This is a genomic window from Citrobacter sp. C13 (genome assembly GCF_014596815.2).
GTDB lineage: Bacteria > Pseudomonadota > Gammaproteobacteria > Enterobacterales > Enterobacteriaceae > Citrobacter > Citrobacter portucalensis.
This window is the reverse complement of the sequence record NZ_CP115024.1, coordinates 4454239-4473011: the sequence shown is the minus strand read 5'-3', so window position 1 is coordinate 4473011 and position 18773 is coordinate 4454239. Positions and strand designations below refer to the sequence as shown.

At 55.0% G+C, this 18773-nt stretch carries 15 protein-coding genes and 1 pseudogene; 8 read left to right on the top strand and 8 right to left on the bottom strand.

Features of this window, described 5'->3' with window-relative positions; genetic code table 11:
- Nucleotides 1-18: 18 nt before the first annotated feature.
- From actP to acs, 3 genes are all read right to left on the bottom strand, one after another.
- Nucleotides 19-1668, bottom strand: coding sequence for a cation/acetate symporter ActP (gene actP / locus IB222_RS21405; protein WP_003826641.1), 1650 nt, complete (start codon nt 1666-1668; stop codon nt 19-21).
- Nucleotides 1665-1979, bottom strand: coding sequence for a DUF485 domain-containing protein (locus IB222_RS21400; protein ID WP_006688274.1), 315 nt, complete (start codon nt 1977-1979; stop codon nt 1665-1667). Before IB222_RS21400 ends, actP begins: the two co-directional genes overlap by 4 nt.
- A gap of 186 nt (nt 1980-2165) precedes the next feature.
- Entirely contained in the window at nt 2166-4124 is a 1959-nt protein-coding gene (gene acs / locus IB222_RS21395) for an acetate--CoA ligase (protein ID WP_149385237.1), read from the bottom strand.
- A gap of 434 nt (nt 4125-4558) precedes the next feature.
- Between acs and nrfA the strand changes: the two genes are divergently transcribed.
- The 7 genes and pseudogenes from nrfA (at nt 4559) to gltP (ending at nt 12728) form a co-directional block, all read left to right on the top strand.
- On the top strand, nt 4559-5995 hold the full coding sequence (gene nrfA / locus IB222_RS21390; protein ID WP_148362565.1) for an ammonia-forming nitrite reductase cytochrome c552 subunit: 1437 nt from the start codon (nt 4559-4561) through the stop codon (nt 5993-5995).
- A 44-nt stretch (nt 5996-6039) separates the two neighbouring features.
- Nucleotides 6040-6606 (top strand): cytochrome c nitrite reductase pentaheme subunit, encoded by a 567-nt coding sequence (gene nrfB / locus IB222_RS21385; protein ID WP_003826649.1) that lies wholly within the window; start codon nt 6040-6042, stop codon nt 6604-6606.
- A complete protein-coding gene (nrfC, locus tag IB222_RS21380) occupies nt 6603-7274 on the top strand; it encodes a cytochrome c nitrite reductase Fe-S protein (protein ID WP_149385236.1) in 672 nt (223 codons plus the stop codon). Before nrfB ends, nrfC begins: the two co-directional genes overlap by 4 nt.
- The gene (gene nrfD, locus IB222_RS21375) at nt 7271-8227 is read left to right on the top strand and encodes a cytochrome c nitrite reductase subunit NrfD (protein ID WP_003826653.1); all 957 of its coding nucleotides are present in this window, start codon (nt 7271-7273) and stop codon (nt 8225-8227) included. The genes nrfC and nrfD overlap by 4 nt, the downstream gene beginning before the upstream one ends.
- Before the next feature lie 8 nt (nt 8228-8235).
- Nucleotides 8236-10465: pseudogene (gene nrfF / locus IB222_RS21370) on the top strand (heme lyase NrfEFG subunit NrfF).
- Nucleotides 10462-11073 (top strand): heme lyase NrfEFG subunit NrfG, encoded by a 612-nt coding sequence (gene nrfG, locus IB222_RS21365; RefSeq protein WP_149385234.1) that lies wholly within the window; start codon nt 10462-10464, stop codon nt 11071-11073. Before nrfF ends, nrfG begins: the two are co-directional and overlap by 4 nt.
- 344 nt (nt 11074-11417) lie before the next feature.
- A complete protein-coding gene (gltP, locus tag IB222_RS21360; RefSeq protein WP_003826659.1) occupies nt 11418-12728 on the top strand; it encodes a glutamate/aspartate:proton symporter GltP in 1311 nt (436 codons plus the stop codon).
- Nucleotides 12729-12806: 78 nt separating this feature from the next.
- On the opposite strand, the gene yjcO is transcribed toward gltP, so the two are convergent.
- The 3 genes from yjcO to IB222_RS21345 form a co-directional block, all read right to left on the bottom strand.
- Nucleotides 12807-13490: a Sel1 family TPR-like repeat protein YjcO gene (gene yjcO, locus IB222_RS21355; RefSeq protein ID WP_149385233.1), complete on the bottom strand. Its 684-nt coding sequence runs from the start codon at nt 13488-13490 to the stop codon at nt 12807-12809.
- Nucleotides 13491-13581: 91 nt separating this feature from the next.
- Complete coding sequence (gene fdhF, locus IB222_RS21350) at nt 13582-15729, bottom strand: formate dehydrogenase subunit alpha (protein WP_081003612.1); 2148 nt, start codon at nt 15727-15729, stop codon at nt 13582-13584.
- Nucleotides 15730-15824: 95 nt separating this feature from the next.
- Nucleotides 15825-15989: a hypothetical protein gene (locus IB222_RS21345; protein ID WP_008786941.1), complete on the bottom strand. Its 165-nt coding sequence runs from the start codon at nt 15987-15989 to the stop codon at nt 15825-15827.
- A 28-nt stretch (nt 15990-16017) separates the two neighbouring features.
- Between IB222_RS21345 and IB222_RS21340 the strand changes: the two genes are divergently transcribed.
- A complete protein-coding gene (locus tag IB222_RS21340) occupies nt 16018-16749 on the top strand; it encodes a response regulator transcription factor (RefSeq protein ID WP_003826666.1) in 732 nt (243 codons plus the stop codon).
- Between the two features lie 154 nt (nt 16750-16903).
- On the opposite strand, the gene IB222_RS21335 is transcribed toward IB222_RS21340, so the two are convergent.
- Together IB222_RS21335 and IB222_RS21330 are read right to left on the bottom strand one after the other, a co-directional pair.
- The gene (locus tag IB222_RS21335; protein ID WP_149385232.1) at nt 16904-17908 is read right to left on the bottom strand and encodes a carbohydrate kinase family protein; all 1005 of its coding nucleotides are present in this window, start codon (nt 17906-17908) and stop codon (nt 16904-16906) included.
- Complete coding sequence (locus IB222_RS21330; RefSeq protein ID WP_149385231.1) at nt 17905-18765, bottom strand: ketose 1,6-bisphosphate aldolase; 861 nt, start codon at nt 18763-18765, stop codon at nt 17905-17907. The genes IB222_RS21335 and IB222_RS21330 overlap by 4 nt, the downstream gene beginning before the upstream one ends.
- Between the last annotated feature and the right edge of the window lie 8 nt (nt 18766-18773).

Genomic DNA, 18773 nt, shown 5'->3' with positions numbered 1-18773 from the left:
GCCGGAGGAGAAGGGAGGTTAGTGCGCGCGACCTTGTTCTACGCCGTACCCGGTCTGGGAACGGATGAACTGAGCACGGAACTGCTCGCGTTCGCGGTTGCCTTCTTCTGAGTTGTCGGTGGCTGAGAAGAACCAGATCCCGAGGAATGCTACGCTGATGGAGAACAGCGCCGGATACTCATACGGGAAAATGGCTTTTTCGTGTCCGAGGATCTGGACCCAAATCGTTGGGCCAAGCACCATCAGCACAACCGCCGTCAGCAGGCCTAACCAGCCACCCAACATTGCGCCACGCGTGGTCAGTTTTGACCAGTACATGGAGAGCAGAATGATAGGGAAGTTGCAGCTGGCCGCGATAGCAAACGCCAGGCCCACCATGAAGGCGATGTTCTGGTTCTCAAACAGCACGCCGAGCAGAATAGCAATCACGCCCAGCACCAGTACGGTAATCTTCGAGACTCGCAGCTCTTCACGTTCAGTTGCGCCTTTACGGAATACGTTGGCGTACAGGTCGTGAGAAACCGCCGATGCGCCCGCCAACGTCAGGCCGGCAACCACCGCCAGGATGGTGGCAAAGGCCACTGCTGAGATGAAGCCGAGGAACAGGTTACCGCCTACCGCATTCGCCAGGTGAACCGCCGCCATGTTGTTACCGCCAATCAGCGCGCCCGCAGCATCTTTGTACGCCGGATTAGCACCTACCAGCATGATTGCGCCAAAGCCGATGATAAAGGTCAGGATGTAGAAATAACCCATAAAACCGGTGGCGTAGAACACGCTCTTACGTGCTTCGCGGGCATCGCTAACCGTGAAGAAGCGCATCAGGATGTGCGGCAAGCCTGCCGTACCAAACATCAGGCCGAGACCTAACGACAGCGCGGAGATCGGATCTTTCACCAGTCCGCCCGGACTCATAATGGCTGAGCCTTTCGGGTGTACCGCCATCGCTTCGGTGAACAGATTATTGAAGCTAAAGCCGACGTGTTTCATCACCATAAAGGCCATGAAGCTGGCACCGAACAGCAACAGTACGGCTTTGATGATCTGTACCCAGGTGGTCGCCAACATGCCGCCAAACAAAACGTACATCATCATCAGCACGCCAACCAATACGACAGCGATGTGATAGTTCAGACCAAACAGCAGCTCAATCAGCTTACCTGCACCAACCATCTGCGCGATCAGATACAGCGCAACCACCACCAGGGAACCACAGGCGGACAGAATACGGATTGGCCCTTGCTTCAGACGATAAGACGCAACGTCAGCAAAGGTGTAACGACCCAGGTTACGCAAACGCTCAGCAATCAGGAACAGGATAATTGGCCAGCCGACCAGGAAGCCGAGTGAATAGATCAGCCCGTCATAACCGGAGGTAAACACCAGCGCGGAAATTCCAAGGAACGATGCCGCCGACATATAGTCGCCCGCAATCGCCAGCCCGTTCTGGAAACCGGTGATATTACCGCCGGCGGTGTAGTAGTCATTACGCGAACGAACGCGCTTAGACGCCCAGTAGGTAATGCCGAGCGTAAAGATGACGAAAATCAGGAACATGATAATCGCCTGCCAGTTGGTTGGCTGGCGTTGGACTGCACCGCTAATAGCATCCGCCGCGTTTGCGGCGAAGGGCAGCGTGGCGGCAAGCGCCGTCAGGACTCTCTTCATGATGCTTTAACCTCGTGCAGAACCGCATTGTTCAGGCGATCGAATTCACCGTTTGCCCGCCAGATGTAGATCCCGGTCAGGATGAAGGAGATGAGGATCACTCCGACTCCAATCGGAATACCGCGGGTGACGCTGGTTCCCGCGTGTAGCGGAGTACCCAGCCAGCCCGGCGCAAAGGCAATCAATAAAATAAAGCTGATATAAACTGCCAGCATGATGATGGAAAGAATGGTGGCAAACCGTTGCCGTTTTTCAACTAACTCCCTGAAACGCGCACTGTCTTCTATCCGCTGATAAATATTGTCATTCATCACAGAGCTCTCCAGAGGTCCCCTTCGTCTTTCGCGCAGCAGGCATGACCTGACTGCTGTCGCAGCCCTGCAACGCGAAATCCTTTGGGGGAGGGTTTTTATATTTCCCTCCCGGTCAGGGGAGGGGTAGGGATAGGGTTTGTAGGCCCGATAAGCAGCGCGCCATCGGGCATTTCACGGTTAAGGTTATGATGGCATCGCGATGGCCTGCTTCTCTTCGAGCAGTTTCTCCACGACGCCAGGATCGGCGAGGGTCGAGGTATCGCCCAGATTGCTGGTATCGCCCGCCGCGATTTTACGCAGAATACGGCGCATGATTTTGCCGGAGCGGGTTTTCGGCAGTGAGTCGGTCCAGTGCAGCACGTCTGGCGTTGCCAACGGGCCAATTTCTTTACGCACCCAGTTGCGAACCTCGGCGTACAACTCAGGTGACGGCTCTTCACCGTGATTCAGCGTGACGTAGGCATAGATCGCCTGGCCTTTAATATTATGCGGAATCCCCACCACCGCGGCTTCGGCAATCTTCGGATGCGACACCAGCGCTGATTCGATTTCGGCCGTTCCCAGACGGTGGCCGGAGACGTTCAGCACATCGTCCACTCGTCCGGTGATCCAGTAATAGCCATCTTCGTCACGGCGCGCGCCGTCACCGCTGAAGTACATATTCTTGAAGGTAGAGAAGTAGGTTTGCTCAAAGCGTTCATGATCGCCAAACAGGGTTCTCGCCTGGCCTGGCCATGAGTCGGTAATCACCAGGTTGCCTTCGGTCGCGCCTTCCAGCGGATTACCTTCGTTATCGACAATCGCAGGCTGTACGCCAAAGAACGGACGGGTTGCAGAACCGGCTTTCAGCTCGGTAGCGCCCGGCAGTGGGGTGATCATGAATCCCCCGGTTTCGGTCTGCCACCAGGTATCGACGACCGGGCATTTTTCGTTGCCGATCTTCTTCCAGTACCACTCCCACGCTTCCGGGTTGATCGGCTCGCCAACGGAACCCAGGATACGCAGCGACGAACGGTCAGTACCTTCAATCGCTTTGTCGCCTTCTGCCATCAGGGCGCGAATGGCGGTCGGTGCGGTATACAGAATATTGACCTGGTGCTTGTCCACAACCTGCGACATACGCGCAGGCGTTGGCCAGTTTGGCACACCTTCAAACATCAGCGTGGTTGCGCCGCAGGCCAGCGGGCCGTACAGCAGGTAGCTGTGCCCGGTTACCCAACCCACGTCAGCGGTACACCAATAGATATCGCCCTGATGGTAATCAAACACGTACTTAAAGGTGGTTGCAGCGTAGACCAGATACCCGCCGGTGGTGTGCAGCACGCCTTTCGGCTTTCCGGTTGAACCGGAGGTATACAGGATAAACAGCGGATCTTCCGCGTTCATCTCTTCCGGTTGGTGTTCTGAGCTGGCTTTCTTGATAAGATCGGACCACCACAGATCACGGCCTTCCTGCCACTCCGTTTTTCCACCGGTACGTTTGAGGACGACCACATGTTCAACGGTTTTCACGTTTGGATTTTTCAGCGCATCATCCACGTTCTTTTTCAGTGGGATAGCGCGTCCGGCGCGTACGCCTTCGTCGGCGGTGATCACCAGGCGTGAATTGGAGTCGATAATACGTCCGGCGACGGCTTCCGGTGAGAAACCGCCGAAGATGACAGAATGCACGGCCCCAATGCGGGCACAGGCCAGCATGGCAACCGCAGCCTCTGGCACCATCGGCATATAAATGGCCACCACGTCACCTTTTTTAATGCCTAAATCCAGTAGCGTATTGGCGAAACGGCAGACATCGCGATGCAGCTCGCGATAGGTAATGTTTTTGCTTTGGGTAGCGTCATCGCCTTCCCAGATAATGGCGGTACGATCGCCGTTTGCCTGCAGATGGCGGTCAAGGCAGTTTGCGGCCAGGTTCAGGGTGCCGTCTTCGTACCATTTAATAGACACGTTGCCTGGTGCGAAGGAGGTGTTCTTCACCTGGCTGTACGGCTTGATCCAATCGAGAATCTTTCCCTGCTCGCCCCAAAATGTGTCGGGTTCGTTAACGGATTGCTGGTATTTCTCTGCGTACTGCTCCGGATTTATCAGGCAACGATCCGCAATGTTTGCGGGAATAGCGTGTTTATGTATTTGGCTCATGGCTTTTGTTCTCCTTGTAGGATGTTAATAATATGTCTCATAAACGTTAAATGTAGGGGCTTTGAGAGTTTTGTTTAGGATTTGCGCGGCAGATCACGCAATAAACGAATTGTGCAAATTAGCGACAAACTGAATTTTGAAGGGAACTAGCAAAAATTGATTAATTCTCGCGATAACATGTAGTTATCTAAAGGATTGTTGAAAAGGTGATCTGTCTCTGAATTAGACGAAAGAGTGAGAGGTTAGAGGGGTGTTATAACTCTAAAGTGGTATTTTACATACACTTACAATTGATTAAAAACAACATTTCCAGTGTGGTTTCTTGTTACAAATAGGGTGGAGCAATGTCATAACAGTATTCGTGTGGTTGCTGTTATGGAAAACAATAAAAGAATCGCCATTGCAGATAATGGCGTCATCTGGATGAGACCCCTATGGCAAGGATAAAATCACGCGTACGCCGTTTCTTCAGCCTGTTATTACCTTTATTATTTATCTCTGCTGTTCACGCTGAACAAACTCCTGTACCCGCAAAAACCGTCACCGTTGAAGCGAAGAATGAAACCTTCGCGCCTCAGCATCCCGATCAATATCTCTCCTGGAAAGCCACGTCTGAGCAATCAGCCCGTGAAGATGCGCTGGCAGAAGATCCGCGTCTGGTGATCCTGTGGGCGGGATATCCATTCTCGCGCGATTACAACAAACCGCGGGGACACGCGTATGCCGTGACTGATGTGCGTGAAACCTTACGTACCGGCGCACCAAAAACGGCAGAAGATGGTCCGTTGCCGATGGCCTGCTGGAGCTGTAAAAGCCCGGACGTAGCGCGTCTTATCCAGAAAGACGGCGAAGATGGCTACTTCCACGGTAAATGGGCGCGCGGCGGCCCGGAAATTGTTAACAACCTCGGTTGCGCAGATTGCCATAACACCGCGTCACCAGACTTCGCCAAAGGCAAGCCGGAACTGACCCTGTCGCGTCCTTATGCAGAACGCGCGATGGAAACCATCGGCAAACCGTTTGAGAAAGCCGGTCGCTTTGACCAGCAATCCATGGTCTGCGGCCAGTGCCACGTGGAATACTACTTCGACGGTAAAAACAAAGCCGTTAAGTTCCCGTGGGACGACGGCATGAAAGTCGAGAACATGGAGAAATACTACGACAACATTGCTTTCTCTGACTGGACCAACTCCCTGTCTAAAACGCCGATGCTGAAAGCGCAGCACCCGGAGTATGAGACCTGGAGCGCGGGCATTCACGGCAAGAACAACGTGACCTGTATCGACTGCCACATGCCGAAAGTGCAAAACGCGGAAGGCAAGATCTACACCGACCATAAGATTGGTAATCCGTTCGATAACTTCCCTCAGACCTGCGCGAACTGCCACACCCAGGACAAAGCGTCCCTGCAAAAAGTGGTCGCCGAGCGTAAACAGGCCATTCATGACCTGAAAATCAAGGTTGAAGATCAGCTGGTGCGTGCGCACTTCGAAGCGAAAGCCGCATGGGATGCGGGCGCAACCGAAGCGGAAATGAAGCCGATTCTGGAAGATATCCGTCACGCACAATGGCGCTGGGACCTGTCTATCGCCTCACACGGCATTCACATGCACGCCCCGGAAGAAGGCCTGCGGATGCTGGGTAGTGCACTGGATAAAGCCGCTGACGCACGTACCAAACTGGTCCGTCTGCTGGCGACCAAAGGCATCACGCATGAAATTCCGTTGCCGGATATCTCGACCAAAGAGAAAGCCCAGGCGGCGATTGGTCTGAACATGCAGCAAATCAATGCTGAGAAGCAGGACTTCATCAAAACGGTGATTCCGCAGTGGGAAGAACAGGCGCGTAAAAACGGTCTGTTAAGCCAATAACCCCATTTCGCCCCGCAAGGGGCGGATAACTCAACGGAGTGAATATGAGCGTATTACGTTCGTTATTAACTGCTGGGGTGCTGGCGTCAGGCCTGTTATGGAGCCTGAGTGGAATCACTGCCACGCCAACGCCGCAGGAGTCGGATCAACGCTGGACGGTTACCCAACAGCGTAATCCGGATGCCGCCTGTCTGGACTGTCACAAGCCAGATACCGAAGGCATGCATGGTAAGCATGCGGAAGTCATCAACCCGAATAACAAACTGCCGGTCACCTGCACCAACTGTCACGGCCAGCCGTCACCGAACCACCGTGAAGGGGTGAAAGATGTGATGCGCTTTAATGAGCCGATGTACAACGTGGAGCAGCAGAACAGCGTCTGTATGTCCTGTCACCTGCCTGAGCAGCTGCAAAAAGCGTTCTGGCCGCACGATGTCCACGTAACCAAAGTGGCGTGTGCCAGCTGTCACTCACTGCATCCGAAGCAAGACACGATGCAAACGCTGAGCGATAAAGGACGGATCAAGATTTGCGTCGATTGCCACAGCGATCAGCGTAACAATCCGAACTTTAACCCGGCGTCGATTCCGTTGCTTAAGGAGCATCCATGAGTTGCTCTCGTCGCCAGTTTATCACCGGCGTCGGCGCGCTGGTGGCAGTGAGCGGGACGGCGAGGCGCGTTGTGGCGAAGACGCTGAACATCAACGGCGTGCGTTACGGTATGGTACATGATGAGTCATTATGCATCGGCTGTACGGCCTGTATGGATGCTTGTCGCGAAGTCAACAACGTGCCGGAAGGCGTATCGCGTCTGACGATTATTCGCAGTGAGCCACAGGGTACGTTTCCTGATGTGAAGTATCGCTTCTTCCGTCACTCGTGCCAGCACTGCGACCACGCTCCCTGCGTTGACGTCTGCCCGACGGGGGCATCGTATCGCGATGCCGCCAGCGGCATTGTGGATGTGAACCCGGACCTTTGTGTTGGCTGCCAGTACTGCATCGCCGCGTGTCCTTATCGCGTGCGCTTTATCCATCCGGTGAGCAAAACGGCGGATAAATGCGATTTCTGCCGGAAAACCAACCTGAAAGCGGGCAAACAGCCCGCCTGCGTTGAGTCATGTCCGACGAAGGCGCTGACGTTTGGTAATCTGGACGATCCCAACAGCGATATCTCCCGTTTGTTGCAGCAGAAAACGACCTACCGTTACAAGCTGGCGTTGGGTACAAAACCGAAGGTCTACCGCGTTCCCTTTAAATTTGGGGAGGTGAGCCAATGACATCCGCTTCTGCATTTCATTTTGAATCATTGGTGTGGGACTGGCCCATTGCCATCTATCTGTTCCTGATAGGTATCTCTGCCGGACTGGTCACGCTGGCGATTCTGCTGCGTCGCTTCCATCCGGAGGCGGGCGGTTCGGACAGCACGCTGCTGCGCACTACTCTGGTGTTAGGACCGGGGGCGATTATCCTCGGTCTGTTAATTCTGGTGTTCCACCTGACGCGTCCATGGACTTTCTGGAAACTGATGTTCCACTACAGCTTCACTTCGGTGATGTCAATGGGGGTCATGCTGTTCCAGTTGTACATGGTGGTGTTAGTGCTGTGGCTGGCAAAAATCTTTGAAAAAGAGGTGATTGCCCTGCAACAGCGCTGGCTGCCGCGGTTAGGTATCGTGCAGAAAGTATTGACGCTGATCGGGCCTTTCCATCGTGCGCTTGAGACGTTAATGCTGGTGCTGGCGGTTCTGCTCGGGGCGTACACCGGCTTCCTGCTGTCGGCGCTGAAATCTTACCCGTTCCTGAATAACCCGATCCTGCCGGTGCTGTTCCTGTTCTCTGGGATCTCCTCCGGCGCCGCGGTGGCGCTGATCGCCATGGCGTTACGCCATCGTAGCAACCCGCACAGCACCGAAGCGCACTTTGTGCACCGCATGGAAGTCCCGGTGGTATGGCTGGAGATCTTCCTGCTGGCGGCGTTCTTCGTCGGTCTGGCGCTGGGCGATGACGGCAAAATGCGCGCGCTGGCGGCGGCACTGGGCGGCGGATTCTGGACCTGGTGGTTCTGGCTTGGCGTGGCTGGGCTTGGGCTGATACTGCCGATGCTGCTAAAACCCTGGGCCAACCGCAGTTCGACGTTTCATGGCGTGCTGGCAGTGTGCGGCGCCAGCCTGACCGGCGTACTGCTGCTGCGTTTTTTTATACTCTATGCGGGTCAGCTAACTGTTGCGTAAGGTGATATCTGGACGTTCTCCTTCCTGAAGCCGGTTTTCTGGCGCTGTTATTAAGCCTTGGGGTCAACGTGTTGACCCCGCTTGCCGTGTTGGTGGGTGTCCGCCAGCGCTGGCAAGGGGTGATGCGCCTTGCAACGGTGGGCGTGTGGGCGCAATTTACCCTGCTACTGCTGGCTTTTGCCATTCTGGTATTCTGCTTTTTGACCAGCGATTTTTCGGTGGTCTACGTTGCTCAGCACAGCTACAGTCTACTGCCGTGGGGATTAAAACTGGCGGCGGTGTGGGGCGGTCATGAAGGATCGCTGCTGCTGTGGGTGCTGTTTCTTTCCGGCTGGAGCGCGCTGTTCGCTTTACGCTATCGGCGTGATACCGACGCGCTGTTTCCGCTGACGCTCAGCGTCCTTTCAATGATAACGGCCCTGCTGCTATTGTTTGTGGTGGTATGGTCCGATCCGTTCGTACGCATCTTCCCGCCAGCCATTGAAGGGCGCGACCTTAACCCGATGCTGCAACATCTCGGGTTAATCCTCCATCCACCTCTGCTGTATCTGGGTTACGGTGGGTTGATGGTGGCGGCAGGCGTGGCGCTGGCCTCGCTGCTACGTGGTGACTTTAATGCGCAGAGCGCCTGGGTGTGCTGGCGCTGGGCGCTGCCCGGCTGGTGCGCGCTGACGCTGGGAATTATCCTCGGCTCCTGGTGGGCCTATTGCGAGCTGGGCTGGGGCGGCTGGTGGTTCTGGGACCCGGTTGAAAATGCCTCCTTATTACCCTGGCTTTCCGCCAGCGCGCTGCTGCATAGCCTGTATATCACGCGCCAGCGCGGAATCTTCCGCCACTGGTCGCTGCTACTGGCGATCGTCACGCTGATTTTATCGCTGCTGGGGACGCTGATTGTGCGTTCCGGCATTCTCGTTTCGGTGCATGCTTTCGCGCTGGATAACGTCCGCGCCGCGCCGCTGTTTGCGCTGTTTACCGTGTTGAGTCTGGCGTCGCTCGGGCTGTACGCCTGGCGGGGCCAGCAAGTCCGGCAGAATGCGCGTTTTGGCGGTTGGTCACGCGAGATGCTGATTCTGGTTGCGCTGCTGCTCTTTAGTGCGGTGCTGCTGATTGTGTTGATTGGCACGCTCTACCCGATGATTTACGGGCTGTTCGGCTGGGGACGGCTCTCCGTAGGCGCACCGTACTTTAACCGTGCTACGCTGCCCTTTGGCCTGCTGATGCTGCTGGTTATCGTGCTGGCAACGGTCAGAAGCCGTAAAGTGCCTTTCCGCATCCAGCTTCCGGCACTGCTGGCGCATGCCGGGGTGCTGATGTTTGCGGCGGGGATCGTCTTTTCCAGCGGTAGCCGTCAGGAGATAAGCCTGAACCTGAGCCCTGGGCAGCAGGTTGAACTGGCGGGTTACATTTTCCGTTTTGAGCGTCTCGACCTGGAAGCCAAAGGTAACTACACCAGTGAAAAAGCGCAGATCACGCTGTGGCACAATGAGAAACGTATTGGCAGCCTGCAACCCGAAAGGCGCTTCTATGCCGCGCGCCGTCAACAGATGATGGAGCCGGGGATCCGCTGGAATCTGATGCATGACTGGTACGCGGTAATGGGTGAAAAAACCGGACCTGACCGCTATGCCATGCGTTTGTACGTGCAGACCGGCGTGCGCTGGATTTGGGGTGGGGGACTATTAATGGTCTTTGGCGCGCTGCTGAGCGGATGGCGAGGAAGGAAGCGTGATGCGTAAATTAATAACAGCGTTGCCGGATGGCGGCGTAAACGCCTTATCCGGCCTACAGGCAGCGCGAACCGTAGGCCGGATAAGCGCAGCGCCTTCCGGCAAAAAATTTTTACTCTTAACGCTCCTCCTGTTTTTCATCACTTTCGCTACCCATGCCCAGGTTGTGGACACATGGACGTTTGCCAACCCGCAACAGCAGGAACAAGCGCTGTCCATTGCCAGCCAGCTTCGCTGCCCGCAGTGTCAGAACCAAAACCTACTGGAATCCAATGCGCCGGTAGCGGTCAGTATGCGCCATCAGGTTTATAGCATGGTGGCGGAAGGGAAAAGCGAAGCCGAGATCATGACATGGATGACCGAGCGTTACGGTGACTTCGTTCGTTATAATCCGCCGCTGAATGAGCAAACGCTGCTGCTGTGGGCGTTACCGTGCCTGTTGTTATTGCTGGTAGGTGTGGTGGTCTGGCGAGTGAGAAGACGTCAGCATACGGAGGAGGGTGAGCAATGAACCAGTGCGAACCGTCGTTACGCCCAATGCCCATGAAGCGACTGACCGCTGCGGCGGTGCTGATGGCTGTGGCCTGCATAGGAGGCTACTTGTTGACGCCAAAATGGCAGGCGGTTCGTCAGGAGCAGACGCGACTGGCGGATCCTTTACATGCTTTCTCCGATGAAAATATTCAGGAAAAACAGCTGCTTTTGCTGCAATCGCAGATTCGCTCTAACCCCCAGGACGGCGTGAAATGGGCGCAACTCGGGGAGTATTATCTTTGGCAAAACGCGTATCATAATGCGCTGCTGGCCTACGAACAGGCGCTGCGTGTCGGCGGTGAAAATGCTGAGATCTATTCAGCGATGGCAACGGTATTGTATTACCAGGCCGGACAACATATGACGCCGCCCACTCGCGAGATGATTGATAGGGCCCTGGCGCTGGACCCGGCAGAGGTCACCGCGCTGATGCTGTTAGCCTCAGATGCGTTTATGCAGGCAGACTACGCCCAGGCTATTTCAGTGTGGCAAAAGGTTATGGATTTAAACTCGCCGAGGGTAAACCGGGCGCAGCTCGTTGACTCTATTAATATGGCGAAGTTGTTGCAGAATCGGCAAAAATAAATTTGTTTTTTTTGTGATTTGTATCATTTGGCCTGTTTAAAAAATAGGCGAACGAACAAATGAGCAAAAAAAACTCTCGCCATGACTTCTTCATTTTTGAACATATTAAAATTCTTTTATAACAAAAAGTTATTCATCGATACCGCGACAAAATTGCATTTTTATGCATAAATTCAGCTAAAAGCCCTGTTCTTAGAGGGTTGCGCGGAATGCCATGCAGATGATAATGATAATAAGCGTTAAAAAACTCCATAAACGAACGCAACACAATTCATACCCTTTCAGTATGTACTATTCCCACACACCGCATGTGGAATAGCGCTCCATCGAGGAAGTCCGTTGTTATGAAAAATTTGAAAGTCAGCCTGGCATGGCAGATTCTAATCGCCATGGTGCTGGGCATTCTGCTAGGGAGTTACCTGCATTACCATAGTGACAGCCGTGAATGGCTGGTTGTAAACCTGCTGTCACCGGCGGGCGATATCTTTATCCATCTGATCAAAATGATTGTTGTGCCCATTGTCATCTCTACGCTGGTTGTCGGTATCGCCGGAGTCGGTGATGCAAAACAGCTGGGCCGCATTGGTGCTAAAACTATTCTCTATTTCGAAGTGATCACCACCGTGGCGATTATCCTTGGGATCACGCTGGCGAATGTGTTCCAGCCGGGTTCCGGGATTGATATGTCGCAACTGGCGACCGTGGATATTTCGAAATATCAAAGCACGACTGCAGAAGTACAGAGCCACGCGCATGGTTTGATGGGGACAATTTTGTCACTGGTGCCGACCAATATCGTCGCCTCAATGGCAAAAGGCGATATGCTGCCGATTATCTTCTTCTCGGTGCTGTTCGGTTTAGGCTTGTCTTCCCTGCCGGCAACTCACCGCGAGCCGCTGGTTACCGTGTTCCGCTCTATTTCCGAAACCATGTTTAAAGTGACCCACATGGTTATGCGCTATGCGCCAGTCGGCGTTTTCGCGCTGATTGCCGTTACCGTCGCGAACTTCGGTTTTGCCTCCCTGTGGCCGCTGGCGAAGCTGGTGCTGTTGGTGCACTTTGCCATCCTGTTCTTCGCGCTGGTGGTGCTGGGGATTGTCGCGCGTATCTGCGGTTTGAGCATCTGGATCCTGATCCGCATTCTGAAAGACGAGTTGATTCTGGCTTACTCTACCGCCAGCTCCGAGAGCGTACTGCCGCGTATTATCGAGAAGATGGAAGCCTATGGCGCACCGGCTTCAATCACCAGCTTTGTGGTGCCGACCGGCTACTCATTCAACCTTGATGGTTCAACGCTGTACCAGAGTATTGCCGCGATCTTTATTGCGCAGCTGTATGGTATCGACCTGTCGCTGTGGCAGGAAATCGTGCTGGTGTTGACGTTGATGGTGACCTCGAAAGGGATTGCGGGCGTGCCGGGCGTATCATTCGTGGTGCTGCTGGCAACGCTGGGCAGCGTGGGGATCCCGCTGGAAGGCCTGGCGTTTATTGCCGGTGTTGACCGTATCCTCGACATGGCGCGTACCGCGCTGAACGTGGTGGGTAATGCACTGGCGGTGCTGGTTATCTCCAAGTGGGAACACAAATTTGACCGCAAAAAAGCGCTGGCCTATGAGCGCGAAGTATTGGGTCAGTTTGATAAGACCGCCTTGTAGGCCGGATAAGGCAACGCCGCCATCCGGCAACCTGCTCCGGGTTGCCTGATGGCGCTACGCTTATCAGGCCTACAACGACTACCCGTTGGTTAACTTATCAAACTCTTCGCAGCCGGTATCGAATCCTTCCGTACAGCTCAAATTCAGCCAGTGCAGTGCCTTCTGTTTATTCTTCACGATAAAACCCTGCTCACCGTTTAAGAACATCATCCCAGCCCAGTATTCGGAATAACCGGTGCGGGAAATGGCAGAGCTACGTTTGAAATACCACGTCGCTTTCTCATCGTCTGCGGGAATACCCACGCCGTTGGCGTAAATCAGCCCAAGCAGCATTTGCGCGTCGACGGCGGAGTCGTTTTCCAGGTCCTCGGAGGCGTTTTGCAGCAAGGTAATGGCTTTGGGGTAATCGGTGTGTCCAGCCTGAGTGTTGACCAGAATACGCGCCAGCGTAATTTCCCCGGTCTTACTGCCTGCCTGGGTCGCTTTTTCCGCCAGCGTTTTGGCCTCGGGATAATCCAGACTGACCGGATTGGTAATCTTAATCTGCGCCAGCAAAGCCCAGGCATCCGCATCGCCGTTATCGGCGGCTTTTTGCGCCCAGTATTCCGCTTTGCTCAAATCACCTGAACTAAACCAGGTATCAGCGAGGAAATATTGTGCGCGTCGGTCTCCGGACTCGGCGGCTTTCAAAAACTGACTACCGGGCTCTTCGGCATGGACAAAGCATGTCATTAACACCATCAAGGCGAAAAGTCGTTTCATCTTATATTTAGATTTAGTGTAGGGAATGAACAGTATAGAGAGATTATGTGCATAAAAAAACGGCCTCCGAATGGAGGCCGTCAGGGGAAGCTTAACCCATCGCGCTTTCGCGCAGGCTGGCTTTCAGCTTGGTGTACTCATCAATGACATACTGCTCGGCAGCGCGCTGATCGGCAATGCGTTCAACGTTTACAGCACAGTACTTGTACTCCGGCGTTTTGGTAATCGGGCTTAAGTTCTCGGTCACCAGTTCATTACATGCGCCAATCCACCACTGGTAGGTCATGTAAATCGCGCCTTTGTTTGGACGATCGCTGACTGCCGCACGGGTAATGACCCGGCCTTTACGCGAGTTCACCCACACCAGCTCTTCATCCTGGATGCCCAGGCGTTCTGCGTCGGCGGTGTTGATCTGGGCATAGCCCGGTTCATCCGCCAGCGCGGCCAACGCCGCACAGTTACCGGTCATCGAACGGCAAGAGTAGTGGCCGACTTCACGCACTGTAGACAGTACCATCGGGTACTCCTCAGTGAGTTTGTCGATTGGCGCTACCCAGTCGCAGGTGAAGAACTGCGCCAGGCCGTTCGGGGTGTCGAACTTCTCTTTGAAGAGATAAGACGTACCCTGGTCGGCTTCTGAGGTGTCGCGGCAAGGCCACTGGATATAACCCAGTTCGCCCATTTTCTCGTAAGTGGCACCGTAGAAATCCGGGCACAGATGACGCAACTCGTCCCAGATTTCCTGGGTGTTGTTGTAGTGCATCGGATAGCCCATACGGGTGGCGATTTCACTGATAATCTGCCAGTCCGTTTTCAGATCCCACTTCGGCTCAACGGCTTTAAAGAAGCGCTGGAAGCCACGGTCAGCTGCGGAGAATACGCCTTCATGCTCACCCCATGACGTAGACGGTAAAATAACGTCTGCGGCAGCGGCAGTTTTGGTCATGAAGATATCCTGCACGATAACCAGTTCCAGATCCTCAAAGCCTTTGCGCACTGCGGAGAGTTCAGCATCGGTTTGTAATGGATCTTCACCCATGATGTACGCCGCGCGGACTTCGCCATGCGCTGCACGGTGCGGCAGTTCGCTGATGCGATAACCGGTATGAGCAGGCAGACTTTCCACGCCCCAGGCTTTAGCGAACTTCTCGCGGTTAGCCGGATCTTTCACATACTGATAGCCCGGATAAGTATCCGGCAGCGCGCCCATGTCACATGCGCCCTGAACGTTGTTCTGCCCACGAACCGGGTTAACGCCCACGCTCGGCTTACCGAGGTTGCCGGTCAGCATTGCGAGGCTGGTCAGTGAACGCACGGTTTCCACGCCCTGATAGAACTGGGTAACACCCATGCCCCACAGGATTGCCGCGCTTTTCGCCGTGGCATACATACGTGCAGCCTGACGAATATCCTGCGCGCTAACGCCAGTGATATCTTCGACGGACTCCGGCGTGTAGCCTTCGACGATCTTGCTGTACTCTTCGAATCCTTCCGTACGGGAGGCGACGAACGCCTGGTCGTACAGTTTTTCTTCGATGATGACATGACCCATAGCGTTGAGCAGCGCGATGTTCGAGCCGTTTTTCAACGCGATGTGCATGTCGGCAATACGCGCGGTTTCAATTTTGCGCGGATCGCAGACGATGATTTTCGCCCCGTTACGTTTAGCATTAATCACGTGATTCGCCACGATCGGGTGGGAATCCGCCGGGTTATACCCGAAGATGAACACTAAATCCGTGTTATCAATTTCATTGATAGCATTACTCATTGCGCCGTTACCGACCGATTGGTGCAGACCTGCAACCGATGGGCCGTGTCAGACGCGAGCGCAACAGTCAACGTTATTGGTACCAATAACGGCGCGCGCGAATTTTTGCATTACATAGTTGGTTTCGTTACCCGTACCGCGAGATGAACCGGTCGTCTGAATAGCGTCCGGGCCATACTTCGCTTTGATGGCGCTCAGACGACTGGCGACGTAATCAAGCGCTTCATCCCAGGAAACGGATTCCAGTTTGCCGCCACGCTGGCGACGGATCATAGGGGTTTTCAGACGAGGGGTCAGGATCTGGGTATCATTGATAAAATCCCAGCCATAGTAGCCCTTCAGACACAAGGTACCCTGGTTGGTTTTCCCCTGCGCCGCTTCAGCCCGGACGATTTTGCCGTTATCGACCACCAGGTTGATTTTGCAACCTGATGCGCAATATGGGCAAACCGTGACGACTTTTTTCATCGGTCTCGCTCCAGTTAATCAAATCGCGCATACGCGCTTGTCGTTTTTGTTATGCATCTTTTATGCCATGTTTTTATCAGGGGCATTAGTCGATATTACGGGCGAATTTTGCGCAAAACTCTGACGAAAAACAGGCTGTCGTCATATTTGACGTGACGAATCTCCAATACGTGACGGCCCGGCAGTGTGACCGAGGTTATGTTTCCCGCACATCCTTGTGCCTTATCGCTGTCACTCTGTGCAGAATCAATCACACTCATTTAAGTTGGCCAGAAATGGGGAAAAACAATGAAGCCAGCCATACTGGTTGTGGATGATGACATCGCTGTCTGCACGCTTTTACAGGATGTGCTGAGCGAACACGTCTTTACGGTGACCGCCTGTCACACCGGGCAGGAGGCGCTGCGCTGCATTGAGACTCAGCCGGATATCGCTCTGGTATTACTGGATATGATGTTGCCCGATATTAACGGCCTGATGGTGCTACAACAGGTGCAGAAGTTGAGGCCCGGATTACCGGTGGTGATGCTGACTGGGCTTGGCAGCGAGTCGGATGTGGTTGTCGGGCTGGAAATGGGGGCTGACGACTATATCGGTAAGCCGTTCAATGCGCGGGTGCTGGTAGCTCGGGTAAAGGCGGTGCTCAGACGCGTTGGCGTGTTAACGGCAGAAAGCGGCGGCCCGCAAACCACGGGGCTTTCTTTCAATGGCTGGCATCTCGATACCGCCGGTTGCCAGCTGCATAATCCCCAGCAGTTGAAGGTGGAGTTGACGCAGGGGGAATACAGCCTGCTGTTGGCGCTGGCCCAAAATGCCCGCCGGGTGCTGAGCCGGGAACAACTGCTGGAGCTGACGCGCAGCGACAGCGTTGAGGTGTTTGACCGCACGATTGACGTGTTAATCATGCGCCTGCGGCGAAAAATAGAGAACAACCCGCACCAGCCAATGTTGATCAAAACCCTGCGCGGGCTGGGTTATGTGTTTGCCGCCGACGTGCAACATCACGATAAGGCGGCGTGATCGTGTGCAGTTGCCGGATGAGGCGTAAACGCCTTATCCGGCCTACAAAAGCGATAACGACCCCGTAGGCCTGATACGGTCGTAGGCCTGATAAGCGCAGCGCATCAGGCATATTTCCGGACGATGCGAACGTAGGCCTGATAAGCGCAGCGCATCAGGCGTCAGCCATTTCTGCTTTCAACTCTGCCAGCGTCTTCGCGCCGTCTATCGCATTCGCGCACAGCAAGCTTGCCCGCGCACAGGCGTGTGCCAACCTGACGCTGTCCGTCAGAGACCAGCGCTCATGACAGCCATACAAAAATCCGGCGCAAAACGCATCTCCCGCCCCGACGCTGCCGACGATCTCCTCCTGCGCCAGGTACTGCGACGAGATCCAGACGCCCGGCACATCCGGCGCTTCACCCCAGGCACCTTCCGGACAGTGGATCACCACCCGCTGGCGTACGCCTGCATTCAATAATTCGCGTGCGGCGGTGGCGATGTGCGCAATATGCAGTTCGCCGTTGGGCTGGCGGATCTCCAGCCCGCTGAACTCCCCGGCTTCCAGCTCGTTAATCACCAGATAGTCGAGATGGCGCAGGGCTGGCATTACCAGTGGCTGGTAGCGCGGGTCGCCCTTGCGTGAGACCAGATCCAGCGACGTTTCAAAGCCGTTGTCGCGCATTTGCGCCAGCAGCCGTGCGCTACGCGTCCCGTACTCCTCATCCGGCATGTCCAGACTGTCGAGCAGCAGCAGATATCCCAGATGGAAGATTTTCATCGAGGTATCCAGTTGCTCAAACGCGGGCAGATCGAGTAGCCGATTGGCACCCGGTGAGTGGAAAAAGGTGCGCTGGCCGCTGGGATCGGTCATCACCTGCGACATCGACGTGGGGGCGAATGTGGTGCGCTGCACGTGTTGGCGATTAACGTGATACTGCTCCAGCATCGCCATGATGTAGTCGCCGTCGCTGTCCTGACCGATTAACCCCACCGCCTGCAACGGCAGTCCAGTGTGCATTTTTGCCAGCGTCAGCAGCACATTAAGCGGCGCACCGCCCGTGGCGCGTTCGCTACGGGTGATTTCCGCCAGCCAGCCACGTTCCGGCCACTGCACAATTTGATGCACGTGATCGACCAGCATGTTGCCTGCAGCGATAACGCCTTTGCGTTCCATCAGACCCGTCCCGCGCTGCCAAAAATGCGCATCTGTTCTGAAACGGTATCGGTAATGGCTTCTTCAATACCGAGTAGCAGTTCGGCGAATTCGTCGTACAGCGGCTGGCGATTCGCCATCCGCGCCTCTACTGCCGTCAGCGCCGCCTGCGACATGCCGGTATAGAAGTTGATTTTGTGAATGCCGAGTTCAATTGCGCGTCTGAAATCGTCGTCGCTGATGCCGGAGCCGCCGTGCAGTACCAGCGGGATTGCCGCCTGCTGGCGAATGGCATCCAGACGCGGGAAGTCGAGCAGCGGTTCGCCTTTATATTTGCCGTGGGCATTGCCAATGGCGACCGCCAACGCGTCAATCCCGGTTCTGTCGACGAAATCACGCGCCATCATCGGGTCGGTAAACAGCGACTCGTCGGCATGGCCGTACAGCGCGCCGCCCTCATCACCACCCACCGCGCCCAGTTCGGCTTCCACCGATACGCCGACGGCGTGGCACATCTTTACCACTTCGCGGGTCTGGCGGACATTTTCTTCATACTCCAGCGTGGAGCCATCGAACATCACTGAACTGAACCCTAAGCGTAGTGCCCGAACCACCGACTCAAAGTGCAGGCCGTGGTCAAGGTTCAATACCACCGGAATGTCATGCCGCGCGGCTTCGAATTTGACCGCTTCGACCAGAGAATCCAGCGAGATATATTTAAAGTGCACCTCGGCGATGTTGATGATAAACGGCGAACGTTCCTGCTTTGCCGCGGCAAACAGCGCGCGCAGGAAGTGGGAGTCCAGAACGTTAAACGCCCCTAAGGCATAGCGATGCTCACGGGCATGGGCAAGGCCATCAGCGAGAGATATCAACGGCATAATGCGCT